This is a genomic window from Bradyrhizobium sp. USDA 4503 (genome assembly GCF_054055815.1).
Window position 1 is genome coordinate 8,012,078 of the sequence record NZ_JBSRXS010000001.1, and the last position, 16,081, is coordinate 8,028,158.

Genomic DNA, 16,081 nt, shown 5'->3' on the forward strand with positions numbered 1-16,081 from the left:
AGCCGTCCATCGAAACACTGAAAGGAGCGTGCCGGTTTTCCGAAGTCGACAACGCGCATCTACGTCGTGCATGTTGCTCTGCTACTACAAGTCTTAGTAGGTTCGGCATTCCCGGTTCTAAGGTAAATGACTGCGGCCGATCTGAGAGATGCGCGGCGCAACATAACGCCCTGGCGGCAAGCATGCGTTCGGTCGATAGGTCAACAGCTCGCGCAATCGGAGAGAGGCGTGCTTGTTCATTGATCCTACCTATGAAGGAGACGACATGAGGGGGAGGATTAGCGAGCCACGAAATATGCAGGCTTTCGAAGCCTTGGAATCAAACGTCCGCTCGTACTCACGTTCGCTCCCCGCTATTTTCAGTCGAGCGCGCGGCTCAATTATGCTAACAGAGGATGGTCGAAAGCTCATTGACTTCTTCTCCGGTGCTGGAGCGTTGAACTACGGCCACAACAATCATCAGATCAAAGCTGCTATTACCGAGTATCTAGCATCGGATTCCGTAGTGCACGGGCTGGACATGGCCACGCCTGCAAAGCTCGAATTTATAGAGACGTTCAGCTCTGTCATACTTCAGGAACGGAATCTGCAATACCGGTTCCAATTCACGGGGCCAACAGGTGCCAATGCTATTGAGGCAGCGTTAAAGCTTTCACGCAAAATCACAGGGCGTCAAATATCATTTCATTCACTCATGGATATCATGGCATGAGCTTAGGGGCGATTGCCACGAGCGGAAATCGCTTTTATCGCGCTGCCAGCGGCGTTCCTTTGTCGGGCGCAACTTTCATGCCCTATGATGGCTATCTCGGGTCCGCTGTTGATACGGCGGATTACCTTCAAAAGACATTGATAGACGAGAGCAGTGGCATTGATCGTCCAGCTGCCGTTCTCGTCGAAACTGTGCAGGGAGAAGGTGGCATAAATGTCGCTAGCAGGAAATGGCTGCAATCGATTCAGGCTACAGCAAGAAATGTTGGCGCCTTTTTTTGTCGTTGACGACATTCAGATGGGCTGTGGTCGCACGGGCGATTTCTTTAGCTTCGAGTTCGCGACATTGTCGCCAGACTTCGTCGTATTGTCGAAATCGCTAAACGGGTACGGTCTGCCATTGTCCATGCTGTTGATCAAAGAGGAACTCGACGCATGGCGGCCAGGAGAACACACAGGCACGTTCCGAGGAAACAACCTTGCGCTTATATCTGCAACCGCAGCTCTAAATCGTTATTGGCGTAGCCAGACGTTCTCGCAAGGAGTTCAGCACATGGGAGAACTTATGCGGCGTCGACTTGAGGCCATTGCATCCCGGCAGGGCAACAGATTTGCTGTTCGAGGACGAGGCATGGTGTTGGGGTTTGATTGCCAAATGGCCGAAATCGCAGAGGCGACGACACGCAAGGCATTTGAGAAGGGATTGATTATCGAGCGATGCGGCCCCATTGATCAGGTCATAAAATTGTTGCCTGCACTTACGATCGACTCTGAGACACTAGATCAAGGTTTTGAGATATTCGATGAATCTTTGGCCGAAACACTGAAGGAGGCTAGGTCGTAGTGACCGCACCCCTGCTGTTTATCAAGGCTGGAGAGGAGTAAACACCATGGACTACGATACCATCAAATATGAAGTCGCCGAGCAGATCCTCACCATCACATTGAGCCGGCCGGAGAAGCTCAACGCTTTCGGTCTCAGCATGAAGCGCGAATTAATTGACGCCCTCGATCGCGCCGATGAAAACGACGACGTCCGCGCCATCATCGTGACTGGCGAAGGCCGCGCCTTTTGCGCGGGGGCCGATCTTTCGCATGGCGCCAACTCATTTGACACGGACGCGCTGTTCGGGGTGGTAAAACGGATGCCCGATGGATCGGTGGATTACAGCGATCCGAAGGTCAGCGACATCGGTGGCCAGCTCACGTTGCGGATCTTCAAGTGCCTCAAACCCGTGATCGCTGCGGTAAACGGGCCGGCTGTCGGTGTAGGTCTAACCATGCAGCTCGCGATGGATATCCGAATTGCGAGCGAGGTCGCGCGCTTCGGCTTTGTGTTCTCCCAGCGTGGCATCGTACCGGAGGCCGCCTCGAGTTGGTTCCTGCCGCGCATCGTCGGAATCGCTCAGGCGTTGGAGTGGTGCTATAGCGGACGGGTGTTTTCGGCTCAGGAAGCGCTCACCGGCCGGTTGGTCAGCAAAGTGGTACCGCCCGATCAGCTGCTGCCAACGGCGCATGCGCTCGCCCGCGAGATCGCCGAGAAAACCGCACCCGTATCGATCGCGCTGACCCGGCAGATGATGTGGCGGATGCTGTGCGCCGAGGACCCCATGGAGGCCCATAAAATCGATAGCCGCGCCGGCTATACGCTTGGCCGTTCCGCCGACGGCAGGGAAGGCGTGATGGCATTCCTGGAGAAGCGGCCCGCGGTATTCATGAACAAGGTGTCCGCCCACATGCCAGAGTTTTTTCCATGGTGGACGGAGCCGGAATACAAATAATCATCGATCGATCCGGCCGTGCCTCGAGTTTGTCGGTCAGCCGAATGCGCTACGAACACCGGGCGTGAGCTAGCCGCGGAGCGATCATGCCGTCGTTGAGCAAGCGATCGATAGTCGAGGGAGTGACATCTAGCGCGACGGCGTCTTGCGCGACCTCAGAAGATCGACGGCGGCTTGTGGTTCTTCTTGGAATCTTGGGATTGTCGGCGTAAATTACAGACCCAATCGCGATCAAGCGATGGAAATAGGGCGTCGTTCGCCCTGCAAGTTGAGAGGCCTGGCATCTGAATAATCACGCCCAACTCCATGAGCGCAACCGTGTCCTTGTCAGCGCGGATCATCGCTGAGCGTGATCGAGGTCAGGGCGAGTCGATCCCGGTCAGCGCGCGGCCTTTCCATGGCAGCGCCAAATGCGCATCGCGCTCGACTCTGACGGTGTTCGTGGCACGAACATTCAAAGGGTTACCAGCCCATCGGGCTGACCGTCGACATCATTTGCCGCAAGTCCCCGCTTCCCATCAAAGAGCGCTCTGCCGCCTGAAAACGCGGATAACTGCCAATATAGCGCCTTCACAAAATCGGTCCAACATTCGTTACCAGAGTAGGTAGTGCCTCAATTCATTGTTGATGCAGTATCATCAGTTTTGTACCTCGCCGCATAGGCTAGGACGCGACTTATCACGATAGGGCCAAAGGTGCAGCAATGGTAAGCGTAGTTAATCCGTTGCAAGTCTCACGCTTCCTTCAAGCATATGACGCCGCCGCCGCCCAAAAAGGCATCAAGCTTTCGATAGGGTTCGATTTTCATGAATATGTCTCGATCACGCGGACCCTTCCAACAAAGAAGCCGACATATCCGAATTTCCGACCAGATCGCTCGCCAATTAAACAAGGCGAGGGATATTGGATGATAGGCATCGATAAGAATAACGAGGTCGCACTTGTAGAGGCCGCTCGACTGTATGACCTATCGCATAGCAATCTTGCAGATCACTTAGAATCCTTGAAAGCGTTCTACGCTGATCCAACTATACATGCACATCCTCAGGACCGTTGTACTTGCACGGCACCTAGCGCAAAGAAGATTATCGGCAAAGTAGCCTATCACGGGGATTTTTGGCTGCGCAAAGACTTTAGAGGGCAGGGTATGCCAGAGATCATGGCTGCTGTACTGCGTGGCGTGTCGTTTGCGATGTGGACTCCGGACTTTGTGATTGGACTCGCAGAACGTTGGCTGTTGGCTAAGGGCGTTCTTGCACAATATGGACATACGCATCATGAACCGGGCGGCTCGATATTACACTTGGTAGAAGAGGATATTGTAGACGATGATCTTCTTGTCTGGCTTACAGGCGAGGAATTGAGAAACCTTGTAAATCGCACGACAGAAGCGAATTGAACTGGCGTTAGTTGCGTATGTCAGCATGAGACAACCGGTAGTTAACCGTGCCGTTCGCTTCAAATCCCCAGCGTGGTATCGCTCAGACTCGTAGCCACGGCATGATCGTAACAGCAATGTGAAAATTGCGGACGGCTATTCCGGCCCACGCGAGCGAGATGCTTCTGTCAGCGCCGGCTCTACGTCCGTGTTTGAGATAAATGGACCTGAACGACTGGCGGGAGCTCACTACGCGAGACGAACGTCAGCGTTTCGTTAAGAGATGCAGCCAATTCTGTTCGCCGCGTATCTTCACGTCTCAGGTAAGCGTTGCGATGCTCAGGTCGGCTCCATCGCACCCCGGAGAAACATCGGCAATTCGTCCGCCAAATGGAAGGGTTCCAAAAGAGGTGAGCGGGCGAGAAGTCGCATTCGAAAAATAGGGCAGTAAACAATTCGATGAGGGTGCCGTGAAGCGCGGCTCGGCAGGATCTAATGTGACGGCAATCGCAGGTGTTGGCCGGAAATCTAAGCAAAGCTTTGCCCGTGCGCGCCTGGTTTTTCCTGATGGTACGTCCCGAGTAACTATTGAACGGGATCCGGAGCCGCTCTATATCGACCGCGGAGAGGGCAGCTATCTGTTCGACGTCGATGGTCGCCGGTTTCTCGACCTCAATTGCAACTTCACGGCGTTGATCCACGGTCATGCCTTCGCGCCCGTCGTGGAAGCGCTAACGCGTCAGCTCCGGTGCGGCAGTTGCTTCGCAAATCCGACGGAGAGTGAGATCGAACTCGCTGAGCTACTTTGCGGCCGGATTCCGCAGGCTAATCGCGTTCGCTTCGTCAATACGGGAACTGAGGCCGTGCTGTTTGCGATCAAGGCTGCGCGGGCTTTTACCGGACGTTCGAAGATCGCCAAGATCGAGGGGGCCTATCATGGCGCCTACGACTGGGCCGAGGTGAGTCTGGCGGCAACGCCGGATAACTGGGGTGATCCAATCGCACCTAAGTCGACGGCCGTTTATCGCGGGATGCCTGCGAGCGTGCTCGATGACGTGGTTGTTCTCCGCTTCAATGAAGCTGAAGTCGCCCGCCAGTCATTGTCAATGCAAGGACGCGACCTTGCGGCCGTCATTGTGGATCCTATGCCAAGCCGTGGAGGTCTAGTTCCGCCGAAGCCTGAATTCATTGCTGCGGTTCAGGAAACAGCCCGTAACCACGGCATTCTGGTGATTGCTGATGAAGTTCTGAATCTCAGGCAGAGTTTCCAAGGGGCATCCGCGCGCTATGGCCTTGTTCCGGACCTCGTCACAATGGGCAGAATCATCGGCGGCGGTTTGCCGATTGGAGCAATCGGCGGCCGCGAAGACGTGATGAAAGTATTCGATGCCTCAGCGGGCCGGCCACTGCTTCCGCAAGGGGGCACATTTTCCGCCAATCCTCTATCCATGACGGCGGGCCTTGCCGCAATGCGGCATCTCGATCATGCGACTTTTTCCCATCTTGAAACCCTTGGAAAAATTGTTCGAGGCGGGATCCGTCGGGCCATCTCGAACCGGGGCGCGCCTCTCTGCGTAACCGGAGCCGCCTCACTCTTTCGTATCCATCCTATGGCACTAGCACCGAACGACTATCGTGAGGCGCATCCCACCCCGAACGCAGCAACTCTAATGAAGCAGCTCACCCGCTTCTTTGCGGACAACGGGATCATCCTGCCGCATGGCGCTTCCGCTTCGATCTCGATACCGATGACTCGCGCCGACGCTGAGTTCATCGTCGATGCGTTCGCAGGCTTTATCGATAGCCATCAGGACATGCTGGACGCCATTGAGGTGCGCGAATGATCCCTGATTTTAGTACACGACTGAAAGTTTGGGAGCGACAACGTCCAACTCCATCATACAGCGTCCAACGCCGCCATGATGGATCATCAGCCCCTATGATCTGTTGGCACTCGAAGCGGCGCTGAAGTTGCGCGACTGCAGGAGGCAGAGAGGCGCCATCCTGCCACTCCGATCATCAGCGCCCTTATCGGGATGCTCAGTGACGTGGACCGCTCCGGCCGGCCCTACGCGCAGCAATTCGTAGACGGCTATCGTCACTTTCGCCCGAGCTGGAGGAGTTGTCATGGCCCCGGGGAAAGCCGCAACGGCTAGAATACGCTTTCCGATCATCCACAAGAGCTTCTGGGATGACTAGCCCACGGCAAATCGTCCGCGATCGGTGAGAACGCAGTCAAATTGTCATCGAGGGAACTCGATCCGAAAGCTTGATTCGACGAACCGAGCCCGAGGGATCGCCGATTCTGTTCGTGAGGAGGCTATTGCATACGACCCCCGCAGCTATCTCCGTGACAACGGTGATCTAATCTCCCGAGGTTAGTCATGAAGTTGGCCGCCATCTACTTCTAGTAACCACGATCCGGTGGCGCTATTGCCGCGATGTTTCCAAGCAAGGCTATCCTATTCAATCTGGTAGCGGCCCAAGCAAAGTACTCAGTGGTTTATTCGTGTGCGCCAAGGAGGCGGATCGAGCTGCCCTTAAGATTTGTGAGTTTCCAGTGCGGCTCAAAATCGTTGAGCCGCCTGTCGTGCCACTCATCAGGGTTGGCTATGCATTTGCGGTAGATGGAACGGAGAATGAAATGCAACAGCGGAGCGCGCTCTCCAACACGGGTCAGCCGGCCGGTCATTTTCGGAACACCGCCTACATGATTAACGAAAGCAGGACGCACTTCGACGCGGCCACGCGGCTGGTCTCATGGCCGTCCCCGGACGTTCATGGCCGGACGCGCTTTCGCTTTGGGCACCGGCCCGCTTGACGGTCGACCTCAGGTAACTGATTTCGCGCGATGCTCTTACCTGGGCCTGGACAATCATCCCATGATCGTCGCTGGAGCAATCGAAGCAATTGAGACGCATCGATCATTGCACTGGTCATGCGCACGAACTCGACTCAATTTCGATCTTCTGGTAGATCTTGAGGCAACCCTGTCGGAGATGTTTTGTGCACGTGTCCTCGCCTTTTCCACCGTCATGCTCGCCAATCTAGGCGCAATGCCGCTGCTTGCTTCGGGCCAATTGACAGGCGGAAGGAAGCCGCTCGTCGTGTTCGATCGCATTGCGCACATCTCGCTCGCTTATCACAAGCCAGTGGTTGCTGATGAGGCGAGAGTAGAAACGATTGCACACAACGACCTCGATGGTCTTGAACGCTTATGCCGCGAACATCCCGTGGTCGCTTATGTATGCGATGGTGTTTACTCCATCGGAGGGAATTCGCCAGTAAAGGAACTGCGTGATCTCCAGGAGCGTTATGGTCTTTTTCTGTATATCGACGATGCTCACGGCATATCGCTGTTCGGACGTCAAGGCGAAGGATTTGCTCGGTCTCAGTTTCCGGAAGGGCTTGGTGACCGTACGATCATAGCAGCCTCGCTGGCCAAGGGATTTGGTGCATCCGGCGGCCTGTTGATGTTCGGAACGGCCGACCACGAGGACCTATTTAGACGCTATTCTATTCCCTATGCGTTTTCGGTGGCCCCCAATCTAGCGGCGGTCGGGGCGGCGCTTGGTTCCTGCAAGATCCACCGCTCGGCAGAACTCGGCGAACGACAGAACCGGTTGGCCCATCGGATTGAAGTCTTTGACCGTCGCGTCACAACAGCCGAGAAAGGTAATTCATTTCCGATCAGAATGATCGGCATCGGATCCGAAACCAGGGCGATAGCAATCGCAAGGGAGCTCCTTGATGCCGGCTTCTACACTTTGGTGACGTTCTTTCCGACGGTCGGCCAAGGAAAGGCAGGAATTCGGGTGTGCATTACCGCCGATCATGAAGTCCGCGATATAGAGCGGCTATGCGACAGCATCCTGGAAAGGATACCCGGCACAACGGCTGTCGCATCGGCGCTGCCTGAGTGATGTCTGCGATGCAGTGGAAGGAATCCATGGAGCTGACCTGTACGGCGAAGTTGCTATTACCTTACGTGGAGGAGGACGAAAGCTCTTCAACCATCGCGCCATCGTTCGCGCTCAAGGGCGACTTCGAATCTTTAGGGTCAACGTCCTCGGAGCGTTCGCTTTGTACGATGAATACTCCCGGAGAGCGCACTGGTGCCCGACTGCGATATGCGTTCCGCATCGGTGCTCCAGGCGCACGCTTCATCTTGGCGCGACGCCGTAGTTTGCCATTCTCGATCCCGACATCATCCTGTCGCATGTCGTATTGCCCGAGGTTCAAAGTGCTGCACAAGGCGGGGGCTTTGCCAGTCGCTAAGCTTACTCGGGTGACTTTCCCGGCCGCGCATCTTGGTCGTATCTGGTGCCGCGTCGGACCGACCCCTTCTATGGCAGCTGGTATGGACAGCTGGCTCTGCATCTCCAGCCATCTACAAAGAATGATCGCGGCGATGGCTTGAGCAAGTGGGCAACCGCGTGCTCGGTGAGATATCTGCGGGGATGGGGGGCGTCTCCAGCACTGGCCGGAGGCAGCGCCCGATTGCGCGCCACCGGCCGTCGACTGTGCGCGCGGCGGCAGTCAATCTGTCGACACCTTGCTTGCTGGACTTCCAGAGATAATAGCCATTTCTCGAATCAGGTGTACTTGAGCGCTCCCGAGAACTACAAGATCAACGTTGATCAGCGCGATGAACTCGATGGGCGCATTGACTGGTCGAACGGACGCGTTTGTTGAAATCTGCCATCAACAATCGAACGTCTTGTGATTATCATGGCTTAGCCGCCAGTCCTTCGTCACACTAAGCGCAATGTAGCAATTTGTGCCCGGTCAACTACCAACACTAGTATTTGATTTATACGGCGGACGCGTGTCACATGTCGTCCGATCAAAGTAGGACTAGTCAAATGCGCCTCCGAGACTCGGCATGCATCATCAACCAAGATATGTCCTCGCTAACGGACTTGATCGACGCGTTGAGTCGTCGCTCGCAGAAAAGCTGCGCGGTCAGATTTGCTCCGATCACGACGGCAGAAGGTGAGATTTGACCATGCTTGGAATGCTTTGGCTGGAGCACCTCCTCAACATTGGCTTCAGAAGACGTGTATCGGAGCGGCTGCTTCGGAAAGCGCACTCGTTGAGATCTCTGGCAGCTGCGAAACGTCGATTGTTGAGGCGCGCTGTTGTATGAGGTCAATGAGCGCGACCAAGCGTCTGAACGCGATGCGCGAGGATAATCCAATTCAAACGGAGGTGCGGCATGCGGCGCAACGATGAAATGAAGCTCGGACTGTTTCTCCTTCAGGCGGGATATCACGAAGGTGCATGGCGCGATCCGAGCGTTCCGGCGAATGGCGGAGTTGATATCGACCATTATGCTCATCTGGCGGCACTTGCCGAAGGTGCGGCGTTTCACTTCATATTTCTTGCCGATAGTCCAAGCGTACTAGAACGAGATCAGGCCGCTATGGCTCGTGTAAGCCGAAACGATGGGTTCGAGCCAATCACGCTGTTGTCGGCGCTTTCATCGAGAATACAAGACATCGGACTTGTCGCGACAGCGACGACGACGTACTGCCAGCCCTATCATCTTGCACGCATGTTCGCTTCACTTGACTACCTATCGCGCGGACGCGCGGGTTGGAACATTGTAACCTCGGGATTCAAGTTCGAAGCTGCAAATTTCGGCGAAGAGGAGCTTCCAGATCATGACGAGCGCTATGCTCGAGCGAGGGAATTCGTGGAAGTTGTCAAAGGTCTTTGGGACACGTGGGAAGACGACGCTTTCATTCGCGACAAGCAAAGCGGCATTTTCGCTGACACCACGAAGCTGCATTTGCTTAACCACCGAGGGAACTATTTATCAGTCCGGGGCCCACTGAACATTGCAAGACCACCGCAAGGGTATCCCGTGTTGGTTCAAGCCGGCGCATCCGATGCTGGAATAGCGTTCGGTGCCGAAGTCGGCGAGGTCGTTTTCACTGCCGAACCTTCCTTAGAAAACGGTAAGCTATATTATGCAACTCTCAAGGAGAAAGCGCGTGCACTTGGGCGAGCGGACAATCAGGTGCTTGTCATGCCAGGCATCGTCCCGATCGTCGGGAGGACCAAGCAAGAGGCGTCTGAGAAGCTTGAAAGACTACATTCGTATACACACATCGACGTTCTAACTGGATTGGCCGATCGTTTGCTAGGGTTTGTCACCGATCTGCGTTCAATGGATCTCGACTCATTGGTCCCCGAGTCTTTACCGCAGACGAATTACTTCCAGAGTCGTCAGAAATTGCATCTCGACCTGGCTGTACGCCAGAAATTCACCTGGAGACAACTGATCCGGTTCATGTCGGACAGCAAGGGCCATCTAATGGTTGTCGGAACGCCGGATGAGATCGCCAGCGTTATGGTGGATACATTTGACCAACATGCGGCCGACGGATTCAACGTAATACCGGCGATCTTTCCCGACGGGCTCAGAGATTTTGTTGAGCTCGTTGTTCCCGAATTGCGCCGACGAGGTAAATTCAGATCCGGATACTCGGGAGAAACATTACGAGAGAACCTCGGTCTCAAGCGGCCGCTCAACCGATTCGCGCACGCAGATGTAAGCAGTCATTCGTGAAGGTGCGTAAGCCGTTGGGCGAGATTCGGATTCTGGAACGGCGGCCGGGTTTGAGGTTGTTAAGCTTTCAGCGGCTGGAGGCTCGAACGCTGGAAATTTTCATTTTCGAGGTTGAACGAAGCCGGTGGTGTGGGATTGAGGACGTGGTAACGGCGGCCTCCTGTCTGAGAGGATCGGGGGTTCTCCAGCGAAATCCCTATAGGAGCGATCAAGGCTGCGCACAGCCGCCGCCCGCACCATCGAGGCATCGAGGGCGATCGCCGACGCACCACTCGCGCAAACGAACGCGCCAACTAATGTTTTGCCGCGGGATATCGATCAACTTGATCGGAGTTTAGCCGATTGGAGCCGAGGGTGCCGCTTGTAAGGCTTCAATTTGGAGGTGCGGCCCATACGTCAGCTCCGAAATCGTTCGGGAAACAAGCCGGGCGACAGGTGTGCGCCGTCGCCCTTGCGCCCAACAGCGATCGCAATCTCGACCGCAAAACCATCAGGCACCCTGAGCATGGTACGCGCTTTCTCCACGTCAAATCCGCTCGTGCCGTGGGCGGCCCAACCAGCGGCCGTTGCCCGGTTGGCAAAGTTGGCTCAGGCAGCGCCGCTGTCGTATGTGAGAAGTGCTATTTCTTCTTTCGAAGCGGGACGACGGTTCGCTGCTCGGAGCACTCCGCGCCGTTCCTGCGCGAAGGTCCTAATAGGAGCGATGGTCCATCGCACCGCGTTGAAGTACGTCACCCGCCTGCCTCGAACGACATCAACCAGTGTCGCCGCCGGCGTGCCTGGCGTGCAGAGCGACTGTCGTGTCGGTCCTAAGAATGCCGTGATGGACTTGGCCCGATCCTACCACTCCTATCAAGGGAAGCCCTGTTCGCGTTTTGCTAGCCCGAAAGATAGCCTTGCCGTGCAGATACGTATTTCGTTTTTCCTCAGGCAAACAGGTCTTGGATGCGGATGCCGTATAAGGCAGCCGGAGTCTCGCTAAGGATCCGTCCTCTCGCATCCGCGTCTGGGATGAGCTCCTCAAGCCAAGCCAACGTCTCCGCATAGGATGGCGCATAGGCCTGGGCGGCCGTCACGTGTGGCCACTCCGACCCCCAGAGCAGCTGCGACCCGCCGCTGCCCTGGCAACCATCCATGACGCGTCCGATCCCCGACAGCTTCACCCATACCTCGGTGCCTTCGAGTGCCAGGAGCCGCTCCAAGCGGGGATCTAAGGTGGGATCGTGGGCGCTGTCCGCGAGCCCGAAGTCTTCGAACACCAAGCGATGACCGTAAGCGGCAAAGAGACCCCGTCTGGCGCAGGGGATGAGCAATCGGCTATCGGCTGCTGAGTTTGTGAGCCGATGTGAGCTTCTATGTCTGCGCCTAGTTCTGGAACTAGAACCTTTCATATGATCGAAGCGGTCGCTGACCGTCTTGAGGGAGCGCCGCGGCAGCTTCGCCGACGCTGGTCGGACGAGTTTAAGGCCCAAGTCGTGACAGAGGCGCTGGAGCCTGGCGCGAGCGTCTCGGCGATCGCTCGCCGGATTGGCATTCACCCATCGCAGCTGTTTGCCTGGCGCCGTGATGCTCGGGCGGAACGACATTATCGCGAGCGGCACTCGAGTTGCGGAGGTGAGGTGGCGTCTGTGTCAGGCGCTGTGATCGAAATTGCCATTGGCGAGGTGATCGTGCGCGCCGGCGTGGACGTCGACGAGGCGCAGCTGCAGCGGGTGATCCGGGCGGTCCGTTCGGCATGATCCCCTCCGGCGTGAAGGTGTTCCTGGCCAGCCATCCAGTCGACTTCCGCAAGGGTATCGATGGGCTTGTTGCGCTGGTGCGCGATGCGGGCTCAGATCCGTTCTTATGTGTTGGACGAGATTATGTGGCGGAGGCGCCCTAACGCCAGCCAGGGCCGGCCACGGCTGGATTCCTCCGCCACATAATATTTTGTGCCCCTCGTGCGGACGCGGGATCCCCCTGCGCCGTAACGCCGGAGGGGCACAATGCTCGAGTTCTATTTTTCGTACCGTGGGGTGCTTAAACGCCTTCGTGACGGGGCGCTCGGCGCCGAGATGGATCGCATCGCGGGGCACTTTTTCTCGCTCGGTTACAAGCAAGCATCCGGATCGCGCGGTTCGGCCGTTTTGCTGCAGCGCATTGCGGTTCACGGCCGATCGGCGAAGCTATCGTCGATAGCTATCTATGCACATTCACCACGGACTCACCGCGGATTGCGGCAGTGTCTGCGCTTCAACACGCGCGACGGGTGGCGCCCGAACGATTCATTGCCTCGACGCCCATTGTAGTCGATGATCCGGACGCTCCGCTTTTGCGCTCCTTTTCTGACTATCTGAGCAGGGTACGAGGCCTTGAGCCAAGGTCCCGCGATGGCGTTCTCTTGGGCGCACGGCGCTTTCTGGATTGGCTCCGCCATCGCCATCCTGGCCAAGGCCTCGAGGCGTTGACGGCAGAGCATGTCCTTGCCGCTGTCGAGTATCGGCTGTCGCTCTCGGCGACCTCCGGCACTCGCACGGCGGCGATCTCTCACATCCGAACGTTTCTCCGCTTTCTGCATTGGGGTGCCACCACGAGCAGGATCTGGCTCCCGTCGTTCCAAGAACGCCATATTGGCGACTGGCCCATTTACCGCCCCGGCTTTCGTGGGATGATGTTCGCCGCGCCATCGATGCGATCGGCAAGGCGACGCCGATCGACCTTCGCGATCGAGCTGTCCTGTTGTTGCTCGCCACCACAGGCATTCGCAACGGCGAGCTACGCGCTCTTCAGCTCCGGGATATCGACTGGCGAGCTGGCGAGGTTTTTGTCCGGCGCACCAAAGGCAAGCGTGACCGAGTGGCCCCGCTCATCGAGGAGACCGGCGCCGCGCTCGCCGACTACATCCTGCGGGCTCGACCGAAGGTCGATAGTCAGCATCTGTTCCTGTCCTTCACGCCGCCCGTGGGACCATTCAAGTACGCGTCGTCTGTTTCGAGGATCGTGCGGAAGCGATTGCAGCATGGTGGGATCGAGCTCGGTCGCGCCGGAGGCGCACATCTCCTGCGCCACAGTCTAGCCACCCAGCTCGTGGGGCGACAAAGGCCGATCAACGAGGTCGCCGATCTTCTAGGGCACCGGAGCATCAACACAACGGCGCTGTACGTGAAGGTCGCGGCCTCGCAGCTCGCTGAGGTCGCGCTCCCCTTTCCGGGAGGCGCCGCATGACCGCCTTCGCCGCATTCCTCGACGACAAGGTCGAGCGCTACATCGAGCTGCGCCGCTCCCTCGGCTATCGGCCTAAGCGGACAGCGCATGATGCGATCAAGCGAGTGACAAATGCAATAGCTCAAAGGAAGACGCGCGTTCTCGATTTTGATTTGCGAGCCTATTTCGACAACGTCCGGCATGACCGGCTATTGGCGAAGGTGGCGCAGCGGATCAACGACGCGGACGTCATGCATCTCCCTAAAAGTTATGCTGAAAGCCGCTGGCAAGAAGGGGGTTCCGCAAGGCGGTGTGCTTTCGCCCTTGCTCAGTAATCTTTACCTCAACGAGGTTGACAAGATGCTGGAGCGAGCGCGAGAAGTCACACGGAGCGGCAAGTACATCAATGTCGAATACGCGCGTTTCGCGGACGATCGTGCGCCACGACGGCGCGGAGGAGGTGTGATGTAGAGCACCTTTGAGCAGCCTTGCTGCACAGAAGATGGGGGTCGGCCCCTCGAACTCGGGTTGCAGGATCAGGGTTCAAACCACCGGCTGCTGCTTCGGCCCAATGGTCGAGGTGGTGAGCGAGACCGGAAAAGGCAGAGCAAGACTCTGTCAGGTAAGGATCGAGGAGACGAGCGCAAGCGAACCACCGATGAACTGTCGAAAGCGTAGGGAAGACGTCAAAACCAAGGGGTAGTCGTTATCTTGGGATCAGTCTGAGCGATACCTGTTTACGGCTCAGGCGGCGTCCGGCAGGCGAGGTGGCGTGACCTCGGTTCAGGCTTCTGTGCGGAACGTGGGAACCTGTATCGCGGTGCCAAGGGAATGGTTCAAGTGGAAGCCCCACAAGAGTCTGAGTACCAATGCGCGATGCAGGGACGGAGCCGTGTGTAGTAGTGACGAAGGCACTGTAATGGTGGCGGAGCGAAGGCACGGCACTGTCCCGCTTGATTGGAAGAACAACCGGAAACGGGAGGACTCTTTTGCGTCAAGCAAAGCCGTATGACATCCCCAAGCGCTGGGTTTGGGAGGCGTACAAACGGGTTAAAGCAAATCGGGGCGCAGCCGGTGTGGACGAGCAGTCGATCGAGGTGTTCGAGGCAGACTTGCAGAGCAATCTGTACAAGCTCTGGAATCGAATGTCTTCGGGCAGCTACTTTCCACCGCCGGTCAAGCGTGTGCAGATCGACAAGCGCGACGGCGGGAAGAGGCCGCTAGGAATTCCTACGGTGTCGGATCGCGTTGCTCAGGCGGTCGTCAAAGGATATCTGGAGCCGGATTTGGAGAAACACTTTCATCCAGACTCGTTCGGATATCGACCCGGAAAGTCGGCGCTCGATGCCGTTGGGGTTGCTCGCCAGCGATGCTGGCGGCATCCCTTCGTGCTCGATCTCGACATTCGGGCCTATTTTGACTCGATATCGCATGAACTTTTGCTCAAGGCGCTTCGGAAGCATACGGACTGCGCCTGGGTGTTGTTGTACATTGAACGGTGGCTTAAAGCTCCCGTTCAACTGGAAGACGGCACCCTTGAACCCCGAGAGAAGGGCACGCCGCAGGGCTCGGTGGTATCACCGCTGATGGCGAATCTCTTTCTCCACTATACGTTCGACATGTGGATGCGAAGAAATCATCCGAGCATCCCGTTCGAGCGTTATGCCGATGATATTCTCTGCCATTGCGACAGTGAGCGGCAGGCACAAGAACTGAAGGAGGCGCTTGCGAAGCGCTTTGCCGAATGCGGACTGGAGCTTCATCCGAACAAGACGAAGATAGTCTATTGTAAGGATGACGACCGGCGAGGTGATTATCCTGAACAGAAATTCGACTTTTTGGGCTACACGTTCCGTGCCCGTCGGTCGAAGAATCGTTGGGGAAAGCACTTCGTCAACTTCAGCCCCGGTGTCAGCAATGCCGCGACGAAGGCAATCCGATAGGAAATCCGTGCCTGGCAACTACGCTGCCGGGTCGATAAGAGGATCGACGACCTGGCCAGGATGTTCAACCCGATCATTCGAGGCTGGATGAACTACTATGGTCGGTACTACAAGTCGGCGCTTTATCCGACACTACGCCATCTCGACCGATGTCTCGCGCGATGGGCGATGTCGAAATACAAACGTCTGCGGCGACATCGAAGACGGGCAGAGCACTGGGTACGGGACATTGCGTGCCGCACCCCCACGCTGTTGGCCCATTGGCCGATGCTGCACAAGACGGCGGCTGGACGGTAAGAGCCGGATGAGCGGAGACGTCCGGATCTGTGAGCGCCTGGGGGTGAAACTCCCCCGGGCGACTCGACTGGTGGTCTTGATCGACGCCCACAAACGTCATGACTGGTTGATTGGTGCTGTGACCAAGCGACTCCGGGAGGAGTTCGACAAGCTGCAGGTTGAAATCAATGATGAGAAGAGCCGCATAGTCGATCTAGCAGGCTGTTGAAAA

15 protein-coding genes and 1 pseudogene are annotated in these 16,081 nt (G+C 56.8%); 15 read left to right on the forward strand and 1 reads right to left on the reverse strand.

Annotated elements, in window-relative coordinates; translation table 11 throughout:
- Positions 1 to 295: 295 nt before the first annotated feature.
- From ectB to ACVMIH_RS38015, 7 genes and pseudogenes are all read left to right on the forward strand, one after another.
- A pseudogene (gene ectB, locus ACVMIH_RS37985) lies at positions 296 to 1,555 on the forward strand (diaminobutyrate--2-oxoglutarate transaminase).
- Positions 1,556 to 1,601: 46 nt separating this feature from the next.
- Positions 1,602 to 2,492, forward strand: coding sequence for a crotonase/enoyl-CoA hydratase family protein (locus ACVMIH_RS37990; protein WP_456865543.1), 891 nt, complete (start codon positions 1,602 to 1,604; stop codon positions 2,490 to 2,492).
- A 703-nt stretch (positions 2,493 to 3,195) separates the two neighbouring features.
- Positions 3,196 to 3,891 (forward strand): hypothetical protein, encoded by a 696-nt coding sequence (locus ACVMIH_RS37995; protein ID WP_456865546.1) that lies wholly within the window; start codon positions 3,196 to 3,198, stop codon positions 3,889 to 3,891.
- Between the two features lie 449 nt (positions 3,892 to 4,340).
- Positions 4,341 to 5,714, forward strand: a complete 1,374-nt coding sequence (locus ACVMIH_RS38000; protein WP_456865548.1) for an aspartate aminotransferase family protein — start codon at positions 4,341 to 4,343, stop codon at positions 5,712 to 5,714.
- Positions 5,715 to 6,752: 1,038 nt separating this feature from the next.
- Complete coding sequence (locus tag ACVMIH_RS38005; RefSeq protein ID WP_456865550.1) at positions 6,753 to 7,793, forward strand: aminotransferase class I/II-fold pyridoxal phosphate-dependent enzyme; 1,041 nt, start codon at positions 6,753 to 6,755, stop codon at positions 7,791 to 7,793.
- A gap of 8 nt (positions 7,794 to 7,801) precedes the next feature.
- Positions 7,802 to 8,290 carry a hypothetical protein gene (locus ACVMIH_RS38010; protein WP_456865553.1) on the forward strand — a complete coding sequence of 163 codons (489 nt, stop codon included), beginning with the start codon at positions 7,802 to 7,804 and terminating at the stop codon, positions 8,288 to 8,290.
- Between the two features lie 798 nt (positions 8,291 to 9,088).
- Positions 9,089 to 10,447, forward strand: a complete 1,359-nt coding sequence (locus ACVMIH_RS38015) for an LLM class flavin-dependent oxidoreductase (protein WP_456865556.1) — start codon at positions 9,089 to 9,091, stop codon at positions 10,445 to 10,447.
- Positions 10,448 to 11,373: 926 nt separating this feature from the next.
- Here the strand turns inward: ACVMIH_RS38015 and ACVMIH_RS38020 are convergent.
- Positions 11,374 to 11,838, reverse strand: a complete 465-nt coding sequence (locus ACVMIH_RS38020) for an amidohydrolase family protein (RefSeq protein WP_456865559.1) — start codon at positions 11,836 to 11,838, stop codon at positions 11,374 to 11,376.
- Here ACVMIH_RS38020 and ACVMIH_RS38025 point away from each other — a divergent pair, their 5' ends adjacent.
- From ACVMIH_RS38025 to ACVMIH_RS38060, 8 genes are all read left to right on the forward strand, one after another.
- The gene (locus ACVMIH_RS38025) at positions 11,839 to 12,186 is read left to right on the forward strand and encodes a transposase (RefSeq protein ID WP_229167410.1); all 348 of its coding nucleotides are present in this window, start codon (positions 11,839 to 11,841) and stop codon (positions 12,184 to 12,186) included.
- Between the two features lie 246 nt (positions 12,187 to 12,432).
- Complete coding sequence (locus ACVMIH_RS38030) at positions 12,433 to 12,735, forward strand: hypothetical protein (RefSeq protein ID WP_456865562.1); 303 nt, start codon at positions 12,433 to 12,435, stop codon at positions 12,733 to 12,735.
- Between the two features lie 268 nt (positions 12,736 to 13,003).
- The gene (locus ACVMIH_RS38035; protein ID WP_456865565.1) at positions 13,004 to 13,651 is read left to right on the forward strand and encodes a site-specific integrase; all 648 of its coding nucleotides are present in this window, start codon (positions 13,004 to 13,006) and stop codon (positions 13,649 to 13,651) included.
- Positions 13,648 to 13,965 carry a hypothetical protein gene (locus tag ACVMIH_RS38040; protein WP_456866721.1) on the forward strand — a complete coding sequence of 106 codons (318 nt, stop codon included), beginning with the start codon at positions 13,648 to 13,650 and terminating at the stop codon, positions 13,963 to 13,965. Before ACVMIH_RS38035 ends, ACVMIH_RS38040 begins: the two co-directional genes overlap by 4 nt.
- Positions 13,901 to 14,101: a reverse transcriptase domain-containing protein gene (locus ACVMIH_RS38045; RefSeq protein ID WP_456866665.1), complete on the forward strand. Its 201-nt coding sequence runs from the start codon at positions 13,901 to 13,903 to the stop codon at positions 14,099 to 14,101. Before ACVMIH_RS38040 ends, ACVMIH_RS38045 begins: the two co-directional genes overlap by 65 nt.
- Before the next feature lie 518 nt (positions 14,102 to 14,619).
- The gene (gene ltrA / locus ACVMIH_RS38050; protein WP_456865568.1) at positions 14,620 to 15,573 is read left to right on the forward strand and encodes a group II intron reverse transcriptase/maturase; all 954 of its coding nucleotides are present in this window, start codon (positions 14,620 to 14,622) and stop codon (positions 15,571 to 15,573) included.
- 3 nt (positions 15,574 to 15,576) lie between these two features.
- Complete coding sequence (locus ACVMIH_RS38055; protein WP_316399185.1) at positions 15,577 to 15,870, forward strand: group II intron maturase-specific domain-containing protein; 294 nt, start codon at positions 15,577 to 15,579, stop codon at positions 15,868 to 15,870.
- 7 nt (positions 15,871 to 15,877) lie between these two features.
- Positions 15,878 to 16,078, forward strand: coding sequence for a hypothetical protein (locus tag ACVMIH_RS38060; protein ID WP_456865571.1), 201 nt, complete (start codon positions 15,878 to 15,880; stop codon positions 16,076 to 16,078).
- Positions 16,079 to 16,081 lie beyond the last annotated feature (3 nt).